19 protein-coding genes are annotated in these 19980 nt (G+C 55.9%); 13 read left to right on the forward strand and 6 right to left on the reverse strand.

The window, feature by feature from the left end; translation table 11 throughout:
* Positions 1-51 precede the first annotated feature (51 nt).
* Both JGC47_RS17955 and JGC47_RS17960 read left to right on the forward strand, forming a co-directional pair.
* Positions 52-252, forward strand: a complete 201-nt coding sequence (locus tag JGC47_RS17955; RefSeq protein ID WP_004155675.1) for a hypothetical protein — start codon at positions 52-54, stop codon at positions 250-252.
* A gap of 190 nt (positions 253-442) precedes the next feature.
* Entirely contained in the window at positions 443-859 is a 417-nt protein-coding gene (locus tag JGC47_RS17960; protein ID WP_004155678.1) for a TolC family protein, read from the forward strand.
* Between the two features lie 41 nt (positions 860-900).
* Here JGC47_RS17960 and JGC47_RS03505 read toward each other — a convergent pair whose 3' ends face one another.
* Positions 901-1752 carry a hypothetical protein gene (locus JGC47_RS03505; RefSeq protein ID WP_004155681.1) on the reverse strand — a complete coding sequence of 284 codons (852 nt, stop codon included), beginning with the start codon at positions 1750-1752 and terminating at the stop codon, positions 901-903.
* A gap of 321 nt (positions 1753-2073) precedes the next feature.
* Between JGC47_RS03505 and aas the strand changes: the two genes are divergently transcribed.
* Both aas and lplT read left to right on the forward strand, forming a co-directional pair.
* On the forward strand, positions 2074-4233 hold the full coding sequence (gene aas / locus JGC47_RS03510; protein ID WP_004155682.1) for a bifunctional acyl-ACP--phospholipid O-acyltransferase/long-chain-fatty-acid--ACP ligase: 2160 nt from the start codon (positions 2074-2076) through the stop codon (positions 4231-4233).
* Entirely contained in the window at positions 4226-5431 is a 1206-nt protein-coding gene (gene lplT / locus JGC47_RS03515; RefSeq protein WP_004155683.1) for a lysophospholipid transporter LplT, read from the forward strand. The genes aas and lplT overlap by 8 nt, the downstream gene beginning before the upstream one ends.
* Positions 5432-5501: 70 nt before the next feature.
* Here lplT and JGC47_RS03520 read toward each other — a convergent pair whose 3' ends face one another.
* The 4 genes from JGC47_RS03520 to mutH form a co-directional block, all read right to left on the reverse strand.
* Entirely contained in the window at positions 5502-6542 is a 1041-nt protein-coding gene (locus JGC47_RS03520) for an NADP(H)-dependent aldo-keto reductase (RefSeq protein ID WP_004155686.1), read from the reverse strand.
* A gap of 203 nt (positions 6543-6745) precedes the next feature.
* Positions 6746-6961 (reverse strand): YgdI/YgdR family lipoprotein, encoded by a 216-nt coding sequence (locus tag JGC47_RS03525; protein WP_004155688.1) that lies wholly within the window; start codon positions 6959-6961, stop codon positions 6746-6748.
* Positions 6962-7119: 158 nt separating this feature from the next.
* Positions 7120-7830, reverse strand: a complete 711-nt coding sequence (locus JGC47_RS03530; protein ID WP_004155692.1) for a TerC family protein — start codon at positions 7828-7830, stop codon at positions 7120-7122.
* Positions 7831-7944: 114 nt separating this feature from the next.
* Positions 7945-8634 (reverse strand): DNA mismatch repair endonuclease MutH, encoded by a 690-nt coding sequence (mutH, locus tag JGC47_RS03535; protein ID WP_004155693.1) that lies wholly within the window; start codon positions 8632-8634, stop codon positions 7945-7947.
* A gap of 681 nt (positions 8635-9315) precedes the next feature.
* On the opposite strand from mutH, the gene rppH reads away from it, so the two are divergent.
* The 4 genes from rppH to thyA all read left to right on the forward strand — a co-directional run bounded on the left by rppH (position 9316) and on the right by thyA (position 13915).
* On the forward strand, positions 9316-9843 hold the full coding sequence (rppH, locus tag JGC47_RS03540) for an RNA pyrophosphohydrolase (RefSeq protein ID WP_004155696.1): 528 nt from the start codon (positions 9316-9318) through the stop codon (positions 9841-9843).
* 12 nt (positions 9844-9855) lie between these two features.
* Positions 9856-12102: a phosphoenolpyruvate--protein phosphotransferase gene (gene ptsP, locus JGC47_RS03545; RefSeq protein ID WP_004161826.1), complete on the forward strand. Its 2247-nt coding sequence runs from the start codon at positions 9856-9858 to the stop codon at positions 12100-12102.
* A 143-nt stretch (positions 12103-12245) separates the two neighbouring features.
* Positions 12246-13124 carry a prolipoprotein diacylglyceryl transferase gene (gene lgt / locus JGC47_RS03550; RefSeq protein ID WP_004155700.1) on the forward strand — a complete coding sequence of 293 codons (879 nt, stop codon included), beginning with the start codon at positions 12246-12248 and terminating at the stop codon, positions 13122-13124.
* Entirely contained in the window at positions 13121-13915 is a 795-nt protein-coding gene (gene thyA, locus JGC47_RS03555; protein WP_004155702.1) for a thymidylate synthase, read from the forward strand. Before lgt ends, thyA begins: the two co-directional genes overlap by 4 nt.
* Positions 13916-13917: 2 nt before the next feature.
* On the opposite strand, the gene ddpX is transcribed toward thyA, so the two are convergent.
* A complete protein-coding gene (ddpX, locus tag JGC47_RS03560; RefSeq protein ID WP_013036200.1) occupies positions 13918-14487 on the reverse strand; it encodes a D-alanyl-D-alanine dipeptidase in 570 nt (189 codons plus the stop codon).
* Between the two features lie 136 nt (positions 14488-14623).
* Here ddpX and JGC47_RS03565 point away from each other — a divergent pair, with 136 nt between their 5' ends.
* From JGC47_RS03565 to recC, 5 genes are all read left to right on the forward strand, one after another.
* The gene (locus tag JGC47_RS03565) at positions 14624-15091 is read left to right on the forward strand and encodes a prepilin-type N-terminal cleavage/methylation domain-containing protein (RefSeq protein ID WP_004155720.1); all 468 of its coding nucleotides are present in this window, start codon (positions 14624-14626) and stop codon (positions 15089-15091) included.
* Positions 15082-15633, forward strand: a complete 552-nt coding sequence (locus JGC47_RS03570) for a prepilin peptidase-dependent protein (protein WP_004155722.1) — start codon at positions 15082-15084, stop codon at positions 15631-15633. Before JGC47_RS03565 ends, JGC47_RS03570 begins: the two co-directional genes overlap by 10 nt.
* On the forward strand, positions 15633-16046 hold the full coding sequence (locus JGC47_RS03575) for a DUF2509 family protein (protein WP_004155723.1): 414 nt from the start codon (positions 15633-15635) through the stop codon (positions 16044-16046). Before JGC47_RS03570 ends, JGC47_RS03575 begins: the two co-directional genes overlap by 1 nt.
* Positions 16036-16365 (forward strand): prepilin-type N-terminal cleavage/methylation domain-containing protein, encoded by a 330-nt coding sequence (locus tag JGC47_RS03580; RefSeq protein ID WP_004155724.1) that lies wholly within the window; start codon positions 16036-16038, stop codon positions 16363-16365. Before JGC47_RS03575 ends, JGC47_RS03580 begins: the two co-directional genes overlap by 11 nt.
* A 74-nt stretch (positions 16366-16439) precedes the next feature.
* Positions 16440-19808, forward strand: coding sequence for an exodeoxyribonuclease V subunit gamma (gene recC / locus JGC47_RS03585; protein ID WP_004155726.1), 3369 nt, complete (start codon positions 16440-16442; stop codon positions 19806-19808).
* Positions 19809-19980: the final 172 nt, after the last annotated feature.

Below are 19980 nucleotides of genomic sequence, written 5' to 3' on the forward strand. Positions count from 1 at the left end.
TGACAAAGCTCACTCCTTTAGCTCTGGCCCTGCTGCCTGGCGGCTGTAGGGTTGGCCGAAGAACCACGCCCGGGCGCGCCGTTGTCTTTGCATGGCAAAAAGGCCAAAGGCTGGCGTGAAGCGCGGCCGCAGGACCATATCCGTAAGGGGGAGTGGCGGGCGGTGTATCAGGATGCCACGCTGAATGGCCTGCTGTGCCAGGTGCAAATCTCTAACCAAAATGTGGCGCAGTGCCAGGCGCTGGCCGCCTAATCGCGCAGCGATCTGTTCCCGACCGCCACCGGCAGCAGCGGCCGGAGCAGTATCAGCAACAGCCACGATGTGCAGGCCATCCGGGGCAAGCTGCGGCGTACGCTTGAGGAGAACCGCGCCAGCGCCGCCGAGCGGGCAAAGATCACCCTCAGCGCCCGGCGGTGGTTTCTCCTGTTCGTAACTGCATAATTTGATCTTACTGCCGAATCGCATCTGGTCGCCGGGGCCGGGCCGGAGCGGCACGCTGCCGGAGTCTGGTGCCACCCCGGCAAAGGTTGCACAGGCGCGCGCCGCCTGTGATGCCGATGTCGCCAGCTACCGCCAGAGGGTACTGACCGGCTGCCAGGAGGTAGAGAATGACCGGGCGGAGCTGAATACCTTGCAGGATGAAACGCTGGCGCAGCAGCGCGCCACCGCAGCGGCGCAGAAGTCGGCGCATGTTACCCGCACTCAGTACCAGGCCGGAATGAACGATTATCCTGATGTCGCCACTACTGAGAATACCAGCCTCAGCCAGCAGCAAAGTCTGCTTCAGCTGCAAAGCACGCAGTGGGTGACCAGCGTACAGCCGGTGGTAGCGCTGGGCGGCGGCTGGAGTTCATCATGACAGGGGAAGCGCGGGGAATGAAACGGATACGACAGGATTTTTTACCCATGATTAACCGTAATCCCCCTTAATTCCAACTGTAAAGCCAGCTCTAAATGCTGCTCCAGTCGCTGCTTTACGGATTCCTCGGGGCTGGAAATTCTGTCCTGAATAACCTCATTTTCTTTCTGAACTGGAAAAATATCAGCCGGAATTAATTCTGGCGCTATTTTGTTGTGACTGACGATCAGTTCATGAATGATTTTCCTCCACACTTTTTTCTTATCAAGCGGCTGGGAGGAGAGTTGGTTATTATGCAGTTTCCGGTTTATTATTTTACGCCATCGCTGCTGAAATGACTCAATATTTTTTAATGATTTGATATTATTAATATTGCTGATAAAAGAAGGATGAGTCGCTCTCAGTAGCAATAAATCTGTTATATCTCTTTGTCTTGAGCCTAACCGGTTTGTATCGGCAGATGAAATTACTTTATCGCTTTTGCTAACTTCATTACTGTAGTTATCTTTAAAGGTCTTATTTAAGAGATAGTCCCGGAGCTTTTTTCTCCCAGACGAGTCATCTTCAGCGTGAAGATATGGCCTAAACAGAGGCTTAGGCAAAACGCGCTGCCGGACTTCTGATTTGGTGTACTTAACAGCTTCTGCTGCTGTGTCTGCCAGCAGTGCTAAACTACTTAAACATTCTGCGGTGGAATTGGCTGGTTGAATCTTGTCAGGAGATAAACAGCTGGCGGGCTGATATTCTTGTGGTGTCAGTTGCTCTGACGACTGGCTGATGTCCAGCGCCAACCAGATAACATTGGGTCGGGAGGCTCCGGCGGAGGTGTTATCGGTCAAATTGTAATGGATGTGGAATCGAGGAGTGATCTCCGGCTTGATGTCATTTGGCATCTTATTTCCCCATGCGGCTGTGGTTTATTCTGATTTACTGGGAGGAATTTAGTTTTCCACAACGTTTTGATAAACTGGTATAAGAAAACGCTTACCGTTAGGCTGGTTTGATAAAGTAGTAATTATTGCAAGCAGGGAAGATCCTGCCACCTTAAAGTGTTATCAGCAGAGTAAGAACTTTCATTAAATTTACACCATAATAATACCGGTTAAATGAAATAAATCTTATTTAACTTAATGATTCTATTATAAATATTGAATTTGCGTGCTTTATCGTGCATCTTTAATAGCCATGATTAGCTGCGATGGAGCAGGCAGACTATGGTGTTTCGTTTTCTACGTGTGTTGTTGCGTTTGGCGTTCGGCACCCGCTTAACTGGCGATCTCGCCAGCTTAACCAAACAGCGAGTGTTGATAACCCCGAATCACATGTCATTTCTTGACGGGGTACTGCTGGCGGTGTTCCTGCCGGTAAAACCGGTGTTTGCCGTCTACTCTTCCATCAGCGATCGGTGGTATATGCGCGTGCTGCGTTCGCTGATCGACTTCGTGCCGCTCGACCCCACCAAACCGATGTCGGTTAAGCATCTGGTCAAGCAGATTGGCCAGGGGAGACCGGTGGTGATTTTCCCTGAGGGGCGTATCACCATCACCGGTTCGCTGATGAAAATCTACGATGGCGCGGGGTTTGTTGCGGCAAAATCACAGGCAACCGTGGTGCCGTTGCGTATCGAAGGGGCCGAATACACGCCTTTCGGCCGCCTGGGGGGCGTGGTCAGGCGCCGCCTGTTCCCGCGTATCACGCTGACCGTTTTGCCTGCTACCACCATCCCCATGCCTTCAGCACCGCGCGCGCGTGACCGCCGCCGCCTGGCCGGTGAGCATCTCCACCATATTATGATGGAGGCGCGTATGGCGGTGCGCCCGCGTGAAACCCTGTACCAGGCATTTCTCGCCGCCCGTACCCGTTACGGCCGGTTTAAGCCCTGTATTGAAGACGTTAATTTCAAAGCCGACAGCTATAGCGGACTGCTGAAAAAGGCGCTTGGCGTTGGGCGCATTCTGGAGCGTTACAGCCAGCCCGGTGAATATATCGGCCTGCTGCTGCCAAACGCGACCGTGACGGCGGCGGCTATCCTGGGTGCCTCAATGCGCGGGCGCGTTCCGGCCATGTTAAACTACACCGCCGGGGTTAAAGGTCTCACCAGCGCGTTGACCGCTGGCGAAATCAACACCGTATTCACCTCACGCCAGTTCCTTGATAAAGGCAAGCTGTGGCACCTGCCGCAAGGGATCGGACAGGTGCGGTGGATCTATCTGGAAGATCTGAAAGATACCCTGACCACGCAGGATAAATTGTGGGTGCTGGGCCATCTGCTGCTGCCGAAACAGGCGATGGTTGCTCAGCAGCCGGAAGACGCGGCGATGGTGCTGTTTACCTCCGGTTCTGAAGGTCACCCAAAAGGGGTGGTGCACTCGCATAAGAGCCTGCTGGCGAACGTCGAGCAGATCCGCACCGTGGCGGACTTTACCCCGCGCGATCGCTTTATGTCGGCGTTGCCGCTGTTCCACGCTTTTGGCCTGACCGTGGGCCTGTTTACCCCGCTGATGACCGGGGCGCAGGTGTTCCTGTATCCCAGCCCGCTGCATTATCGCATTGTCCCTGAGCTGGTGTATGACCGTAACTGTACCGTGCTGTTCGGCACCTCAACGTTCCTCGGCAACTATGCCCGCTTCGCCAACCCGTACGATTTCGCCCGTCTGCGCTACGTGGTCGCCGGGGCGGAGAAACTGCAGGATCACACGCGTGAATTATGGCTGGAGAAATACGGCATTCGTATTCTGGAAGGCTATGGCGTGACGGAATGTGCACCGGTGGTGGCGATCAATGTGCCGATGGCCGCCAAATCTCACACCGTGGGGCGCATCCTGCCGGGCATGGATTCCCGCTTGGTGTCGGTGCCGGGCATTGAGCAGGGCGGCCGGCTGCAGCTGCGTGGCCCCAATATTATGAAAGGCTACTTGCGCGTCGAACATCCGGGCCAGCTGGAGGCACCACAGGCTGATAACGGTGAAGGGCAGATGGAAGCGGGCTGGTATGACACCGGTGATATCGTCAGCTTTGACGACAGCGGTTTCTGCCAGATCCAGGGACGCGTGAAGCGCTTTGCCAAAATTGCTGGTGAAATGGTGTCGCTGGAAATCGTGGAACAGATTGCCCTGAAAGCCTCTGGAGACAAACAGCACGCCGCCACCCTCAAACCGGACGGCAATCGCGGCGAGGCGCTGGTGCTGTTCACCACCGATGCGCAGCTGACGCGTGAACAATTGATGCACAGCGCCCGTGAACTGGGTAGCCCGGAACTGGCCGTGCCGCGGGATATTCGCCTGTTATCACAGCTGCCGCTGCTCGGCAGCGGTAAACCTGACTTTGTCACTCTGCGCGAGATGGCGGAGCAGCCGGAGGATCGCCGTGAATAATCCGCAGATTGAGGGTAAACCGCTGCTGTCCAGGGGGATGATGGCGGTAATTGTCGCCCAGTTCTTTTCGGCATTTGGCGACAACGCGCTGCTGTTCGCTACCCTGGCGGTGTTGAAGCAGCTGATCTATCCCGACTGGAGCCAGCCGGTATTGCAGATGGTGTTTGTCGCCACCTACATTATTCTGGCCCCGTTTGTTGGCCAGCTGGCGGACAGTTTCGCTAAAGGGCGGGTGATGATGTTTGCCAACTCGCTCAAACTGCTGGGCGCACTGACCATCTGTATGGGGCTGGATCCCTTCTTTGGTTATTGCCTGGTGGGGATTGGCGCAGCGGCTTACTCTCCGGCGAAGTACGGGATCCTCGGTGAACTGACCGGCGGCGACACGCTGGTGAAGGCCAACGGCCTGATGGAGTCATCGACGATAGCGGCTATCCTGCTCGGTTCCGTTGCCGGCGGTTTTCTTGCCGACTGGGATCTGACCGGCGCGCTGTTGACCTGTGTCGTGGTGTACGGGCTGGCGGTGGCGGCTAACCTGCTGATCCCAACGCTTGCCGTCGCACGCGCTGGCCGCTCCTGGCATCCTTCACGGGTCTCTGCCAGCTTCTTCCGGGCCTGTGCCGTGCTGTGGCGAGACGGACAAACGCGTTTTTCCCTGGTGGGAACCAGCATGTTTTGGGGGGCTGGCGTCACGCTGCGTTTCCTGCTGGTGCTTTGGGTCCCGGCGGCATTAGGGATCGTCGATAACAAAACGCCAACGCTGCTGAATGCGATGGTGGCGATTGGCATCGTGTTCGGTGCGATGGCTGCTGCGAAGCTGGTAACGTTGAAAACCGTGGCGCGCTGTATGCCAGCCGGGGTAATGATTGGCGTGGCAGTGCTGGCGTTCTCATTGCAACGTCATGCGGTAAATGCTTATCTCCTGCTGGTCATTATCGGCATGCTGGGCGGTTTCTTTGTGGTGCCGCTTAATGCACTGTTACAGATGCGGGGTAGGGAGAGCGTTGGGGCTGGCAACGCGATTGCGGTACAGAATCTCGGTGAAAACAGCGCGATGTTGCTGATGCTGGGGCTTTACTCGTTGGCAATCAAACTGGGTGCGCCCCCGGTGGCGACCGGAGTCGGTTTTGGCGCGCTGTTTGCGCTGGCGATAGCGCTACTGTGGGGCTGGCAATGGAAACAAAACCGTAAGATGTGATGCCGCATTGCAAACCGGGCCATCCCCGGCCCGGCTCTTAACGCACTGGCATATAAAATGGCGCAGAGGATCACGGTGCCGGGTAGGTATAGCGGCGGTGGATCGCCTCCAGCCCGGCAAGAACCTCTTCATTCAGCGTGACATCGTAGCTGTCGATATTGCTGTTTAACTGTTCCAGCGAAGTCGCGCCCAGCAGGGTACTGGCAACGAACGGCTGCTGGCGCACAAAGGCCAGCGCCATTTGCGAGGGATCCAGCCCGTGCTGACGGGCAAGGCCTACATATTCGGCGATGGCCTGTTCAGATTGCTCACCGCTGTAGCGGGTAAAGCGGCTGAACAGCGTGTTGCGCGCCCCGGCGGGTTTAGCGCCGTTCAGGTATTTGCCGCTCAGAGTACCGAATGCCAGGCTGGAATAAGCCAGCAGCTCAACGCCTTCATGATGGGCGATTTCCGCCAGCCCCACTTCAAAGCTGCGGTTCAGCAGGCTGTAGGGATTCTGAATGCTAACGATGCGCGGCAGCTCATGTTTCTCAGCCAGCTGCAAATAGCGCATCACCCCCCATGCGGTTTCATTTGACACGCCGATATAGCGGATTTTACCGGCACGCACCTGTTCAGCCAGCGCTTCCAGCGTCTCCAGCAGCGTAACCGTGGCGGTATCTTCACTGTACTGATAGTTTAGCTTACCGAAGTAGTTAGTCTGGCGTTGGGGCCAGTGCAGCTGGTAGAGATCAAGATAGTCGGTGTTCAGGCGTTTCAGACTGGCTTCCAGCGCGGCGCGAATGTTTTTACGGTCCAGTGCCTGGTTCGGGCGAATTGAGGCATCCGTACCGCGTATCGGCCCGATCACTTTTGAAGCCAGCACGATCTTGTCGCGGTGGCCCCGTGCCTTCAGCCAGCTGCCAATGTACTGTTCTGTCAGTCCCTGTGTTTCCGGGCGCGGTGGCACCGGGTACATTTCGGCAGTATCGACCAGGTTGATGCCGCGGCTCAGAGCCAGATCCAGCTGTGCATGGGCATCAGCTTCGCTGTTTTGCTCACCAAAAGTCATGGTGCCCAGCCCCAAAGAACTGACTTCGAGGGTGCTGTGGGGAATACGGTGGTAATGCATTGCGGGCTTCCTTTTAATTAGGCGAAGGTCGGGGACTTAAGCTACGTCCGCAACAGGAGAAGACTACCAGGCGTTGACGGGTCACGCAGCCGATCCTCCGGGAGCGAATTTAACCGCGCCAGGCGGGTGGGAAAGAAGCGAATAAGCGGGAAGGTTGGTAGCTGCCACCTGACATCGTACGTTACCAGGTAACAAAACGTGAATTACCGTTCAACCATAGAGGAGACTTCATCACCGTTGATTTGCAGTTCATGACCGGATTGATCGGTATATTTCACCAGCCCGGTCTCTTTGTCAATCTGGGGCTTTCCGTCGGTCATGATCATTTTACCGTCTTTGGTCGCCATTACGTAATCGCTACTACAGCCGCTAATCATCACGACAAGGCCCAGCGCCGCGGCGGCAAAAATCTGATTCATATTCATCTCCCTGCATCTCTTATAGCCAAATCTAAGTGTAGTAATAAACGCTTTTTTTGTTGGGTAAACAGTATGATCCCCAAAAAGGAGTGATGAATGATAAACCCGTCAGCTTTGTCTGTACCACCCCGGCCACTGGCCAGGGTAGCGGAACGCGATCAGCGGGGCTGTTTTTTGTTACGTAACAGATTGAGACTTTCTACCGCCATGGAGAAGAACATAGCAAAATAGATGTAACCTTTGGGTATATGGATGCGGAAGCTCTCCAGTATTAACGTAAAGCCCACGAGAATAAGAAACGCCAGCGCCAGCATTTTTACCGACGGATGGCGTTCAACAAAATCGCCAATAGTACGCGCGGCAAACATCATCATCAGCACCGCAATCACCACTGCAGCCATCATAATAATCAGATGATCGGACAGGCCGACCGCCGTGATAACCGAGTCGAGGCTAAAGATAATATCCAGCAGCATAATCTGTACGATGGCACCCATAAAGGAGTGCACGTTGGTTTTATGCTCGCCAGAACCGCCCTCAATCGTTTCATAAATCTCCGTACCTGACTTCCACAACAAGAACAGTCCGCCGCCCAGCAGTATCAGGTCTCGCATGGATAAGTCGTGATCCATCAGGGTAAACAGCGGGTCGGTCAGGCGAATAACCCAGGCAATGGAAGCCAGCAGACCGAGGCGCATCAGCATTGCACCGGCCAGACCCAGACGGCGGGCGGTATGTTGCTGATGCTTCGGTAACTTCGCCACCACCAGCGAAAGGAAGATAATATTATCGATACCGAGAACGATTTCGAGGATGGTCAACGTTCCGAGGGCTAACCATGCATTGGCATCGGTAATCCATTCAAACATTATTTCGTTACACCTTTAACTTAAACAAAATATAAACGGAGATTATACGCAGGTTGACTGCGGCATGAGAAATTTTACTTCACGCTTTTCAGCGTACGGTTTACGACAGCGCGGTCACAACAAAAAATGGCGGGCAAGCAGCGGAGCAGTAAAGGTTTTCTTCAGGTAAAAGCCGCGCGGCAGCGTCATGACAGGCTGCCCGTTGCGGCCAATCGCTTCAGTCAGCGCTTTGCTGTTGGCGGCCTTTGGGCGGATTTGCAGCACTTCACCGTGACGGGCGGTTAACTGATCCACCTTACCCAGTACGATCATATCCATCAGCTCTTCCCAATCGCTTTGCAGCTGGCGCTCTTCGTCTTCATTCGGGCTCCATAGCATTGCAGCACCCACGCGCCGCTGCTCCAGCGCAATACTGCGCTCGCCCTCTACCGGAACCCACAACACCCGCGCCAGCTTGTGCCGCACGTGGCTGTTGTGCCAGGTGACTCCGCTGTTACCGGTCAGCGGAGCCACACAGACAAAGGTGGTTTCCAGCGGGCGGCCTGCTGCATCAACCGGAATGGTTTTCAGCTCTACGCCAATCTCGGCGAAGTCCTGCTGGGGTTTGCTGCCCGCGCTGGCGCCAAGATACCGTTCCAACAGCATGCCGACCCAGCCTTTATCGCGCTTCAAATCACGCGGAACAGGTAATCCGATACGCAACGCCAGTTCCCCCAGCGTGTAGCCCGCCAGAGCGCTGGCGCGAGCCAGCAGCTCATCTTCGTCTTGCGGTGGCAGGATCCGATCAATCTCAGCGTTCATCATCGCTTCCGTATTTGTTTAAAAAACAGGCGCTTTTTATCTGCCCCCCCACTTTCAGTACAGGAAATGGGGTTAATGCTAATAATAGCATGATATATGGTGTTTTTTTATGGCATCAGCCGGCTGATCATTAACCCTACGCGGCGGTTTTACCCGGCTTGTCACCGGCAATGAACAGGATCACCGGGGTAGTTATCCACAGAAAAGTGGGATAACTCACAGTTAAACCGAATACTGTTTCCATTTACAGCCTTGACGCGGACGTTTCTATCAAGTTTTACCCTGATCCAGCCGAACTAATCGACATATTCTGTGGATAAAGTCATAAGCGTTCGATCTTTCACCAGCGGCGGTTCAGGCTGATATGACAGCGGTATGACAACAAGAGTAAAAGTGGTGATTGATGATAAAATCCTTTGATTAATATGAATTTAATTTTAGATTGTAAATTGGCACACCGCGCTGTAATTAAAGTTTTCCCCATCTGTTAACAGAGTTCTACACAAAGCTATCCACAGAAAACGTGAATAAGATTGCGCTTTTATCCGCAATTCTGTTCATAACTTTGCGATTTGCCGACAGTTATCCCAGACTGATTCATCGGGATCGCCTAAAAGCAGTGGTTTACCGTCTGTAAGGAGTATGAAACAATCAGAACATCCAGTTTTAGTTTGAGGTAGTCCGGTGATCGATGATGATGGCTACCGCCCGAATGTTGGTATCGTAATTTGTAACAGGCAGGGACAGGTTTTGTGGGCCAGGCGTTTTGGTCAGCACTCCTGGCAGTTTCCTCAGGGGGGGATTAATCCTGGTGAAACCCCGGAGCAGGCGATGTACCGCGAGCTGTTCGAGGAAGTCGGCCTGCACCGCAAAGATGTTCGCATCCTTGCTGCGACCCGTAACTGGTTACGATATAAGTTGCCGAAACGTTTGGTGCGTTGGGACACAAAGCCGGTTTGTATCGGCCAAAAACAGAAGTGGTACCTTCTGCAGCTGATGTGCAATGACGCGGATATCAATATGCAAACCAGTAGCACGCCAGAATTCGACGGCTGGCGCTGGGTGAGCTACTGGTACCCGGTTCGCCAGGTGGTCTCTTTTAAACGTGATGTTTATCGTCGTGTAATGAAAGAGTTCGCCAGTGCGGTCATGCCCCTGCAGGAGAGTGTCGTACAGAGAAATACGCCAGGATATCGACGAAAGAGAGGTTAAGCCACGTAGATTATGCTCACACAGCTGCGCGAAATAGTTGAAAAAGTGGCGGCAGCGCCCCGGCTTACCGAGGCGCTGGATATCCTGGTTAACGAAATTTGTCTGGCGATGGATACCGAAGTCTGCTCGGTCTATCTTGCCGACCACGACCGCCGCTGCTATTACCTGATGGCAACGCGCGGGCTGAAGAAGCCGCGTGGGCGCACGGTTGCTTTGGCTTTTGATGAAGGGATCGTCGGGTTAGTCGGCCGGCTGGCAGAGCCGATCAACCTCGCTGACGCCCAAAAACACCCCAGTTTTAAATACGTTCCCTCCGTGAAAGAAGAGCGTTTCCGTTCTTTTCTTGGCGTGCCCATTATCAGCAGGCGCCAGCTATTGGGCGTGCTGGTGGTTCAGCAACGTGAGCACCGCCAGTTTGACGAAAGTGAAGAGTCTTTTCTGGTCACGCTGGCCACTCAGATGGCGGGGATCCTTTCACAGTCGCAGCTAAATGCCCTGTTTGGCCAGTACCGACAAACCCGCATTCGCGCGCTGGCAGCCGCTCCCGGCGTTGCTGTTGCCAAAGGTTGGGTTGACTCCAGTCAGCCCTCGCTGGAGAACGTCTTCTCTGCCTCAACGCTGGACACGGTGCGCGAGCGTGAGCGTCTGGCGCTGGCGCTTAGCGAAGCCTCGAACGAGTTCCGCCGCTACAGCAAGCGCTTCACTGCCAGCATGCACAAAGAGAGCGCGGCCATCTTCGATCTCTATTCTCACCTGTTGAGCGATGCGCGTCTTAAGCAGGATTTGCAGACCGAGATTGATGCCGGTTCGGTTGCCGAATGGGCGGTAAAAAAAGTGGTAGAGAAGTTTGCCGCCCAGTTTGCCAGCCTGCAGGACAGCTACCTGCGCGAAAGGGCCGGGGATCTGCGCGTTCTTGGCCAGCGTCTGCTGTTCCACCTTGATGACACCATGCAGGGGACCAACACCTGGCCTGAACGTTTTGTGCTGGTGGCCGATGAGCTGACCGCCACCACGCTGGCTGAACTGCCGCACGATCGCCTCGTGGGCGTGGTTGTACGCGACGGGGCTGCGAACTCGCATGCGGCCATTATGGTGCGGGCGATGGGCATTCCGACGGTAATGGGTGCCGATATTCAGCCTGAACTGATGAACGGCCGCCTGCTGATCGTCGACGGCTATCGCGGCGAGCTGCTGGTCGACCCTGAACCGGTGCTGGTACAGGAATATCAGCGGCTGATCAGCGAAGAAAACGAACTGAGCCAGCTGGCAGAAGATAACGTTTTCCTGCCCGGCACGTTAAAAAGCGGTGAGCAGGTAAAGGTGATGCTCAATGCGGGACTGAGCGCTGAACATGAACAGGTTTTGGGTAACCGGGTGGATGGGGTTGGCCTGTACCGTACCGAGATCCCGTTCATGCTACAAAGCGGTTTTCCGTCGGAAGAAGAACAGGTGGCGCAGTATCAGGGCATGTTACAGCTGTTCCTTGATAAGCCAGTCACGCTGCGAACGCTGGACGTTGGTGCGGACAAACAGCTGCCCTATATGCCGATCAGCGAGGAAAACCCCTGTCTTGGCTGGCGCGGGATCCGTCTGACGCTCGATCAGCCAGAGATCTTCCTCGTCCAGCTACGTGCAATGCTGCGAGCCAACGTTGCCAGCGACAACCTTAACATCTTGCTGCCGATGGTCAGCAGCCTTGAGGAGATCGACGAAGCCCGCAAGCTGCTGGACCGCGCCGCGCGTGAAGTTGAAGAGATGCTGGGTTACGCCATCCCGCTGCCTCGCCTCGGCATCATGATTGAAGTGCCGTCGATGATCTTTATGATCGACCAGCTCCGGCAGCGGGTCGATTTTGTCTCTATTGGCACCAACGATTTAACCCAGTATCTGCTGGCGGTAGATCGCAACAATACTCGCGTGGCCAACCTGTATGACAGCCTGCATCCGGCGATGCTGCGCGCGCTGAAAGCGATTGCAGACGCCACCCGGCAGGCCGGCATTGAGCTGTGCCTGTGTGGTGAAATGGCCGGTGACCCAATGTGCGTGGTGCTGTTAGTTGGCCTGGGCTATCACCACCTTAGTATGAACGGTCGCAACGTGGCGCGCGTGAAGTATTTGCTGCGCCATATCGAACTGAAAGAAGCACAGCGTTTGGCCGAAAGCGGGCTGCAAGCGCAGCTGGCCAGTGAGGTGCGTCACCAGGTGGTCAGCTTTATGGAGCAGCAAGGATTGGGGGGATTAATCAGAGGCGGCCGCTGAAACAGCGCCGGTCGGTGATGACGCCTGACGAAGTTTACCGCTCCCCGGACCAGATTAACTCGCTTTATGCTATGATCCGCGCTTTCTTATATCGCCTTTGGCGCACGGCTCCCCGTCAAGACGGACTTTAATAATGGTGAAAGATGAATAACGGCTATCTGGCTTTCCCTCAATTCGATCCGGTGATCTTCTCCATCGGACCGGTTTCACTGCACTGGTACGGGCTGATGTACCTGGTGGGCTTTGTCTTCGCCATGTGGCTGGCCGTGCGCCGTGCTAACAAGCCAGGCAGCGGCTGGAAAAAAGAGGAAGTTGAAAACCTGCTGTATGCCGGCTTCCTTGGGGTGTTTCTCGGCGGGCGTATTGGCTACGTGCTGTTTTACAATATGTCGCTGTTCCTGGAAAATCCGCTGTATTTGTTCAAAGTCTGGGATGGTGGCATGTCATTCCACGGTGGTTTGCTTGGGGTCATCGTGGTGATGCTGGTATTTGCTCACCGCAGCAAACGTCATTTCTTCCAGGTCGCTGATTTTATCGCGCCGCTGATCCCATTCGGCCTCGGCGCAGGACGCCTCGGCAACTTTATTAACGGTGAACTGTGGGGCCGGGTCGACCCTAACCTGCCGTGGGCAATGCTCTTCCCCGGCTCACGTAGCGAGGATATCGCGCTGGTAGCAACGCACCCGGAATGGCAGCAGCTGCTGGCAACCTGGGGCGTATTGCCGCGTCACCCTTCGCAGCTTTATGAGCTGGTGCTGGAAGGCGTGGTGTTGTTCATCATTCTCAACCTGTTTATCCGTAAATCGCGTCCGATGGGCGCAGTATCCGGGCTTTTCCTTGTTGGTTACGGCGCGTTCCGTATCATCGTTGAGTTTTTCCGTCAGCCCGACCAGCAGCTTGGCCTGTTCAGCGGCATCAGCATGGGACAAATCCTGTCGCTGCCGATGATTCTGGCCGGAGTGATTATGATGATTTGGGCGTATCGTCGCCGCCCGCAGCAACGAATTCGAGAGGCAAAATGAAACAGTATCTGGCATTAATGCAGCATGTGCTTGAGCAGGGCGCGCCGAAAGACGACCGTACCGGCACCGGTACGCTGTCAATTTTTGGTCACCAGATGCGTTTCAATCTGCAACAGGGCTTTCCGCTGGTCACCACCAAAAAGTGCCATCTGCGTTCGATTATTCATGAGCTTTTGTGGTTTTTGAACGGCGATACCAATACGGCTTATCTGAAAGAAAATAAGGTGTCAATCTGGGACGAATGGGCGGATGAAAATGGCGATCTTGGCCCGGTCTACGGCAAGCAGTGGCGCAGCTGGGGAACCGCAGACGGGAGACAGATTGACCAGTTAAGCAAGGTTATCGAACAGCTTAAAAGCGATCCTGACTCAAGACGCATGATCGTCTCTGCCTGGAATGTCGGCGAGCTGGACCAGATGGCGCTGGCGCCGTGCCATGCCCTTTTCCAGTTCTACGTGGCGCAGGGCAAGCTTTCTTGCCAGCTGTATCAGCGTTCTTGCGATATTTTCCTCGGCCTGCCGTTCAACATTGCCAGCTATGCTTTGCTGTTACACATGATCGCGCAGCAGTGCGACCTCGAAGTGGGCGATTTTGTCTGGACCGGTGGTGACACCCACCTGTACAGCAATCACCTGGAACAGGCACGTCTACAGCTGCAGCGTGAACCACACGCATTGCCAAAGTTGCTGATTAAGCGTAAACCGGCCTCGCTGTTTGACTATCGTTTCGATGATTTTGAGATTGAAGGTTACGATCCGCACCCGGCCATTAAAGCGCCGGTGGCTGTCTGAAGCTAACCCCCTGATTTCAAGGGATGGCAGCCAAACTGCTCAGGCAGCAGCGGGTAGCTTGCCGCCTGAGGCAGTTCAAAATGCCACCATTCGGTGGCAATGCCACAAAACCCCCCACCAGACATGATCGCGTTCAGCAACAGACGATGACGTTGAGCCTGCATTGGCACAGCAGGATGATACGCATGAGAACGCGGATGCATCTCGTCGAAGCCGGCTCCCATATCGACAATCCAGCCTTCATTATCCACCAGCGTTACATCCACCGCCGTACCGCGGCAATGGTTAGACCCCAAGCCTGGCGGGACGACATAGTCCGGATCCGGACAGGCCAGCCATAGATTTTGCTGTGCCTGCTGTGGGCGATATGCATCGTAAATCAACAGGGTGAAGCCAGCCAGCTGTGCAATGCGCGAGCTTTGCAGCAGCGCTGCGACGGCATTCGGATGTAGCAGACAGCGATTTTCAAGATAGATCGCTCGCCCGGTAATGTTGTCCGCCGTGGCGTACTTCAAATCGATTTTCACCTGTGGCAGCGCAACGCTGATGTCGACCAGATCGGTATCAGGCATCAAAATTTCTCCCTTTTGGAAGCCGCATCTTAACCTGTATGAATGCTCATGCAACATCACCATTATCCCGGAAGGAAGCTCGCATCACCATTAGTTGACGCTGGCAACCGCTGGAGAAAAGCGCACACTGCCGGGCATGAAAACAAGAAATATATCCGGTTTTACGCTGCTGGAAATGCTGGTGGCGGTCACCATCGCCTGTCTGCTCAGCCTGGGAGGTTGGCGAGGCTGGCACGACTGGCAGCAGCGGCAGCAGCTGGATGACTGCGCGCAGCAGATCCGGTACCTGCTGCAACGCATACGCAGCGATGCGAACTGGCATAACGCAGTGCGGTTGCTGTGGCTTAAACCCGGTGCGCGCTGGTGTCTGGGGGCAGGAAGTGTACCAGCACGCTGTCGCCGCGGAATGCGGCACGCTCTTCCGGCGCCGCACCCTGGAATACGCGTGCAGGAAATCACTGCGGGAACAGGGTTTTATGGCAAAAACAGCGTGGCTCACGCTGGCAGAATCGTGATCAGTAGTCCCGCTGGTGAACGGCGCGTGATCCTCTCTGCCCGTGGCCGGGTGCGCATCTGCGCGCAGTCGGAGGAGCAATGCCGCTGAAAGCACAGGGCTTCACGCTGCTGGAAATCTTGATTGCTATGGCGGTGGGTAGCCTGCTGTTACTCGGCGCTGCGCGCACGCTGCCGATGATACAGACGCAAAATCTGCGTTTAATGATGCAGGCACAGCTGCATGAGGAACTTCAACAGATGATGCGGACCCTGGAAAAAGCCGTGCGGCGTGCCGGTTACTGTAATGGTACATGCCGGGGAAAGGGGTTACACATCGGCCGCGCTGATGGCAGCTGTCTGCTGGTGCGCTGGGATGAAAACAGTAACGGTCGGTGGGAAGGGACGGGGCACAAGGACAGTGATTTTTACGGCTATCGACTACGCGGCAAAAACCTTGAGACGCAGCGCGGAGTGGACAGCTGCGAAGGCGGCGGCTGGGAACGCCTGAACGAACCCCGGCTTATCACTATCAGTGCTTTTCGGCTGGAAATGCGTCACCGGCTGATTAAGGTGACGCTCAGCGGATTTGCTAAAGCCTGGCCTGACGTTTCGCTTACCGTCGAGCACTGGCTGATGGCGGAGAATCTGTAGTGAACCTGGCTTCCCAGCGCGGCGGTGGTACGTTGATCATGGTGATCATCCTGCTGCTAATGGGTACGCTGATGCTTAACGCCACGCGGCGACAGCTCAGTGACGCAAACAGCCTGGTCGGCGACGAACGGATTTATCTGCAACAATTTACCGCAGCAACGTCGGCGCTGGCCTGGGGCCAGCGTCTCTCCTGGCCAGCTGCCGAAGGCTGGCAGTGCCGGCAGCAGGGGAAGTACCGCTGGCGTGCTTGTCTGCACTTTACGCGCATGCTGCTGCGCGCCGATAGCGGGCCGCAGACGCTGGCACTGTATCACTGGATGGATAAGTCCCGTTCAGGCGGACTGCGGCCCCGGCCACACGGCTGGCTGGACTTCTGCCCTCTGACGGAAAAAGGAGGTTGCGATGTGGAGTAGCCCACATAACCAGCGCGGGTTCAGCCTGGTTGAAACGCTGTTTGCCCTGCTGTTGTTTAGCGTCAGTTTAACTGCGCTGATGAAATATCAGCAGGTGTTGGGGCAGGGGTTTCAACAGCACTGGCAGCAGCGTGAAGCCTGGCGTCAGGCTTTTCAACGCCTGCAGGGTAATTTGCCGGTTAATGAGACCACGGGCTGGCACAGCCAGCTTAGCTCGCGCAGCGGCCCCGCAGGTTGCCGGTTGCTCAGTGCACAGGTAACCAGCCCGGCAGGGCGGCAAGCTGCGCTGACCCAACTGAACTGCCAACATGAACGCTGATAGCGTGCAACGTTTTCAAGCCGTGCGGAACGGGTTACAGTACCCACCGCGACATCATTAAGGGGCAGATTTGCATGTTTACCGTTTATCACTCGAATCAGCTGGACGTGCTGAAAACGCTGGCCTGCTGGCAGATTGAAAACCAGCCGCTGCGCGATCCGCTGTGTTCTGAGGTGGTACTGGTGCAAAGCCCCGGCATGGCGCAGTGGCTGCAAATGTCGCTGGCCGAACAGTTTGGTATAGCTGCCAATATCGACTTCCCGCTGCCCGCCAGCTTTATCTGGGACATGTTTGTGCGCGTACTGCCTGATATTCCTAAGGAGAGCGCGTTTAACAAATCCAGTATGAGCTGGAAGCTGATGGCGATCCTTCCCGATATGCTGCCGGGAGAAGCCTTTACCATGCTGCGTCACTATCTGAGCGACGATAATGATAAACGCAAGCTCTTCCAGCTGGCATCGCGCGTGGCAGATCTGTTTGACCAGTACCTGGTCTATCGTCCGCAGTGGCTGAACGGTTGGGAAAAGGGCCGGCTGACAGAAGGGCTGGGGGAGGCTCAGATATGGCAGGCCCCGCTGTGGGCCGCGCTGGTGGAATACACCCGGCGGCTGGGGCAACCGGAATGGCACCGTGCCAATCTTTATCAACGCTTTATTTCCCGGCTGGAAAACAGCAGCTCGCGCCCGGCAAATCTGCCGGATCGGGTGTTTATCTGCGGTATTTCGGCGCTGCCGCCGGTCTATCTGCAGGCGCTGCAGGCGTTGGGAAAACATATTGATATTCATCTGTTATTTACCAACCCTTGTCGTTACTACTGGGGCGACATTCAGGACTACGGTTTCCTCGCCAGGCTGCAAAGCCGTCACCGTCGACATTACCTGGATGGCCGGCCTGTCCCGCAGTTTCGTGATGCCGAAAACGCTTCCTCGCTGTTTAATGACGCTGGCGAGCAGCAGACCAGCAACCCGCTGCTGGCTTCCTGGGGGAAGCTGGGGCGCGATAATCTCTATCTGCTGGCGCAGATGGAACCAAACGAAGTGTTCGCCTTTGTTGATATTGAACCTACCAACCTGCTGCAAACGCTCAAGCGCGACCTGCTGGAGCTGGAAGATCATGCGGTGATCGGCCTGCAAAAAAGCGAGTGGGAGAACAGCCGCAGCAAACGCATCCTGGCTGCGGATGACCGTTCGCTAGTGATTCACCTGTGCCACAGCCCGCAGCGTGAAGTTGAAGTGTTGCAGGACAGGCTGCTGGCGATGATGGCAGACGACACGACGCTGACCGCACGGGATATCATCGTCATGGTCGCCGATATCGATGCCTATACGCCGTTTATTCAGGCGGTGTTTGGCAATGCACCAGCCGATCGTGCCGTGCCGTTTGCCATTTCTGACCGCCGTGCCAGCCAGGCGCATCCGGCGCTTCAGGCCTTTATTTCGCTGCTCAGTCTGCCGGACAGCCGCTTTACCGCAGAGGAAGTGCTTGCCCTGCTGGAAGTACCCGCCGTTGCCAGCCGTTTCGCCATAGACGAGGAGGGACTGCGCCTGCTGCGCCACTGGGTAGCGGAGTCGGGGGTGCGCTGGGGGCTGGACGATGACGGCGTGCGCAATCTCGATCTGCCCGCCACCGGCCAGCACACCTGGCATTTTGGCCTGACGCGCATGCTGCTGGGCTATGCCATGAACAGCGAAGCGGGCGACTGGCAGGGGATCCTGCCCTTTGACGAGTCCAGCGGGTTGATTGCCGAACTGGCGGGAAACCTGGCCGAACTGCTGATGCAGCTCAACCGCTGGCAGCAGTGGTTAAGTGAACCGCGCGAGTTAGATAGCTGGTTACCGCTGTGTCGCCGGATGCTGGATGACTTTTTTATCAGCGATGCAGAAACAGAAGCCGCGCTGGCGCTGATTGAAGAACAGTGGCAGCAGGTGATTAACTACGGCGTGCAGGCCGGATATCAACAGGCCGTGCCGCTCACCTTGCTGCGCGATGAGCTGTCATCGCGCCTTGACCAGCAACGGATCAGCCAGCGATTCCTTGCCGGCCCGGTCAATTTCTGTACCCTGATGCCGATGCGCTCAATTCCCTTCAAAGTGGTGTGCCTGCTGGGTATGAACGACGGAGTCTATCCGCGTACCTTGCCGCCGCTGGGCTTTGACTTAATGAGTCAGCAATTGCAAAAGGGCGATCGCAGCCGTCGCGACGATGACCGCTATCTGTTCCTTGAAGCACTCAACTCGGCGCAGCAGCAGCTGTATATCAGCTATATTGCTCGCTCGATACAGGATAATACGGAACGTTATCCGTCGGTGCTGGTCAGTGAATTGGTGGAATACATCAGCCAGAGCTTCTGCCTGGCCGAAGACAGCGCCAGAGATGCAGACGCCAGCGCTGAAGCGGTAGTGAAACACCTGCATCATCTGCACAGTCGTATGCCGTTTGCGGTGGAGAATTTCCACCCACAGGCAGAATTTCGCAGCTTTGCTGCCGAATGGCTGCCCGCTGCCAGCGGACAGGGAACTGCCCATCCGCCGTTTATGCAGTCGCTGCCGGAAGAGAGCGAAACGGTCATCGATTTTGACAGGCTGGTTCGTTTCTGGCGTCACCCGGTTCGGGCTTTTTTCAGCTTACGGCTCGGCGTCAGCTTCCAGCTGGAAGAGACCGGATTGCCGGATGCGGAACCGTTTTCTCTTGATGGCCTGAGCCGTTATCAGGTCAACAGCCTGTTGCTTAACAGCCTGATTGACGGAAAAGAAGGTGGCAAGCTGTATGCCCGGCAGCGCGCTGCCGGAGCATTGCCTTACGGCGCATTTGGTGAACTGTTCTGGCAGGAACAGGAAGCGGAAATGAGCGAGCTGGCCGCGCGGGTGCGAGAGCAGCGTGCGGCGGCGGAAAGCTGGGAGGTTTCGCTAACGCCTGGCGGGTTTACGCTTAGCGGCTGGCTGACGCAGGTACAGGACAACGGGCTGCTGCGCTGGCGTCCGGGGATCCTGAACTTCCATGATGGCTTAACGCTATGGCTGGAACATCTGGTTTACTGCGCCATGGGTGGCAGCGGCAGCAGCCTGATGCTGGGGCGTAAAGAGAGCGTATGGCGCTTCCCGCCGCTGGCTGCCGATGCCGCGCAGCAGCAGCTGGTTGACTATATTGATGGTTACCGCCAGGGGATGCGTGCGCCTCTGTTGCTCACCGCTTCCGGCGGTGCCTGGCTGAAGGCGTGCTTTGATCAAAAGGCTGGCGTATTGCAGCATGATGATGCCACGCAGAGACAGGCACGCGGAAAGCTATTGCAGTGCTGGCAGGGAAATTATCAGGTTGAGGGCGAGGGGAGCGATCCCTACCTGCAACGGTTGCTGCGTCGGCTGGATGATGACAGCGTACAGGAGATGAGCGCTCAGGCAGTTCGCTGGCTGTTACCGCTGCTGCTGCACCATCAGCCTGACTAAACTGCCCCCTTGCGGATGCAGGCAAATGTCAGATCCAAAGGGCATGGTGCCTGACATCCTGTGGTGGTTTTATTAAATGATTGATCACGTTAGCGTGCGTCATCGGGCGCAGGCTGAAAGGTTTAAGCCGATATTCATCTGGCAGGATGTCAGATGGTTACCCGTTTGGTTG

The sequence above is a fragment of the Erwinia amylovora genome, assembly GCF_017161565.1.
GTDB classification, from domain to species: Bacteria; Pseudomonadota; Gammaproteobacteria; order Enterobacterales; family Enterobacteriaceae; genus Erwinia; species Erwinia amylovora.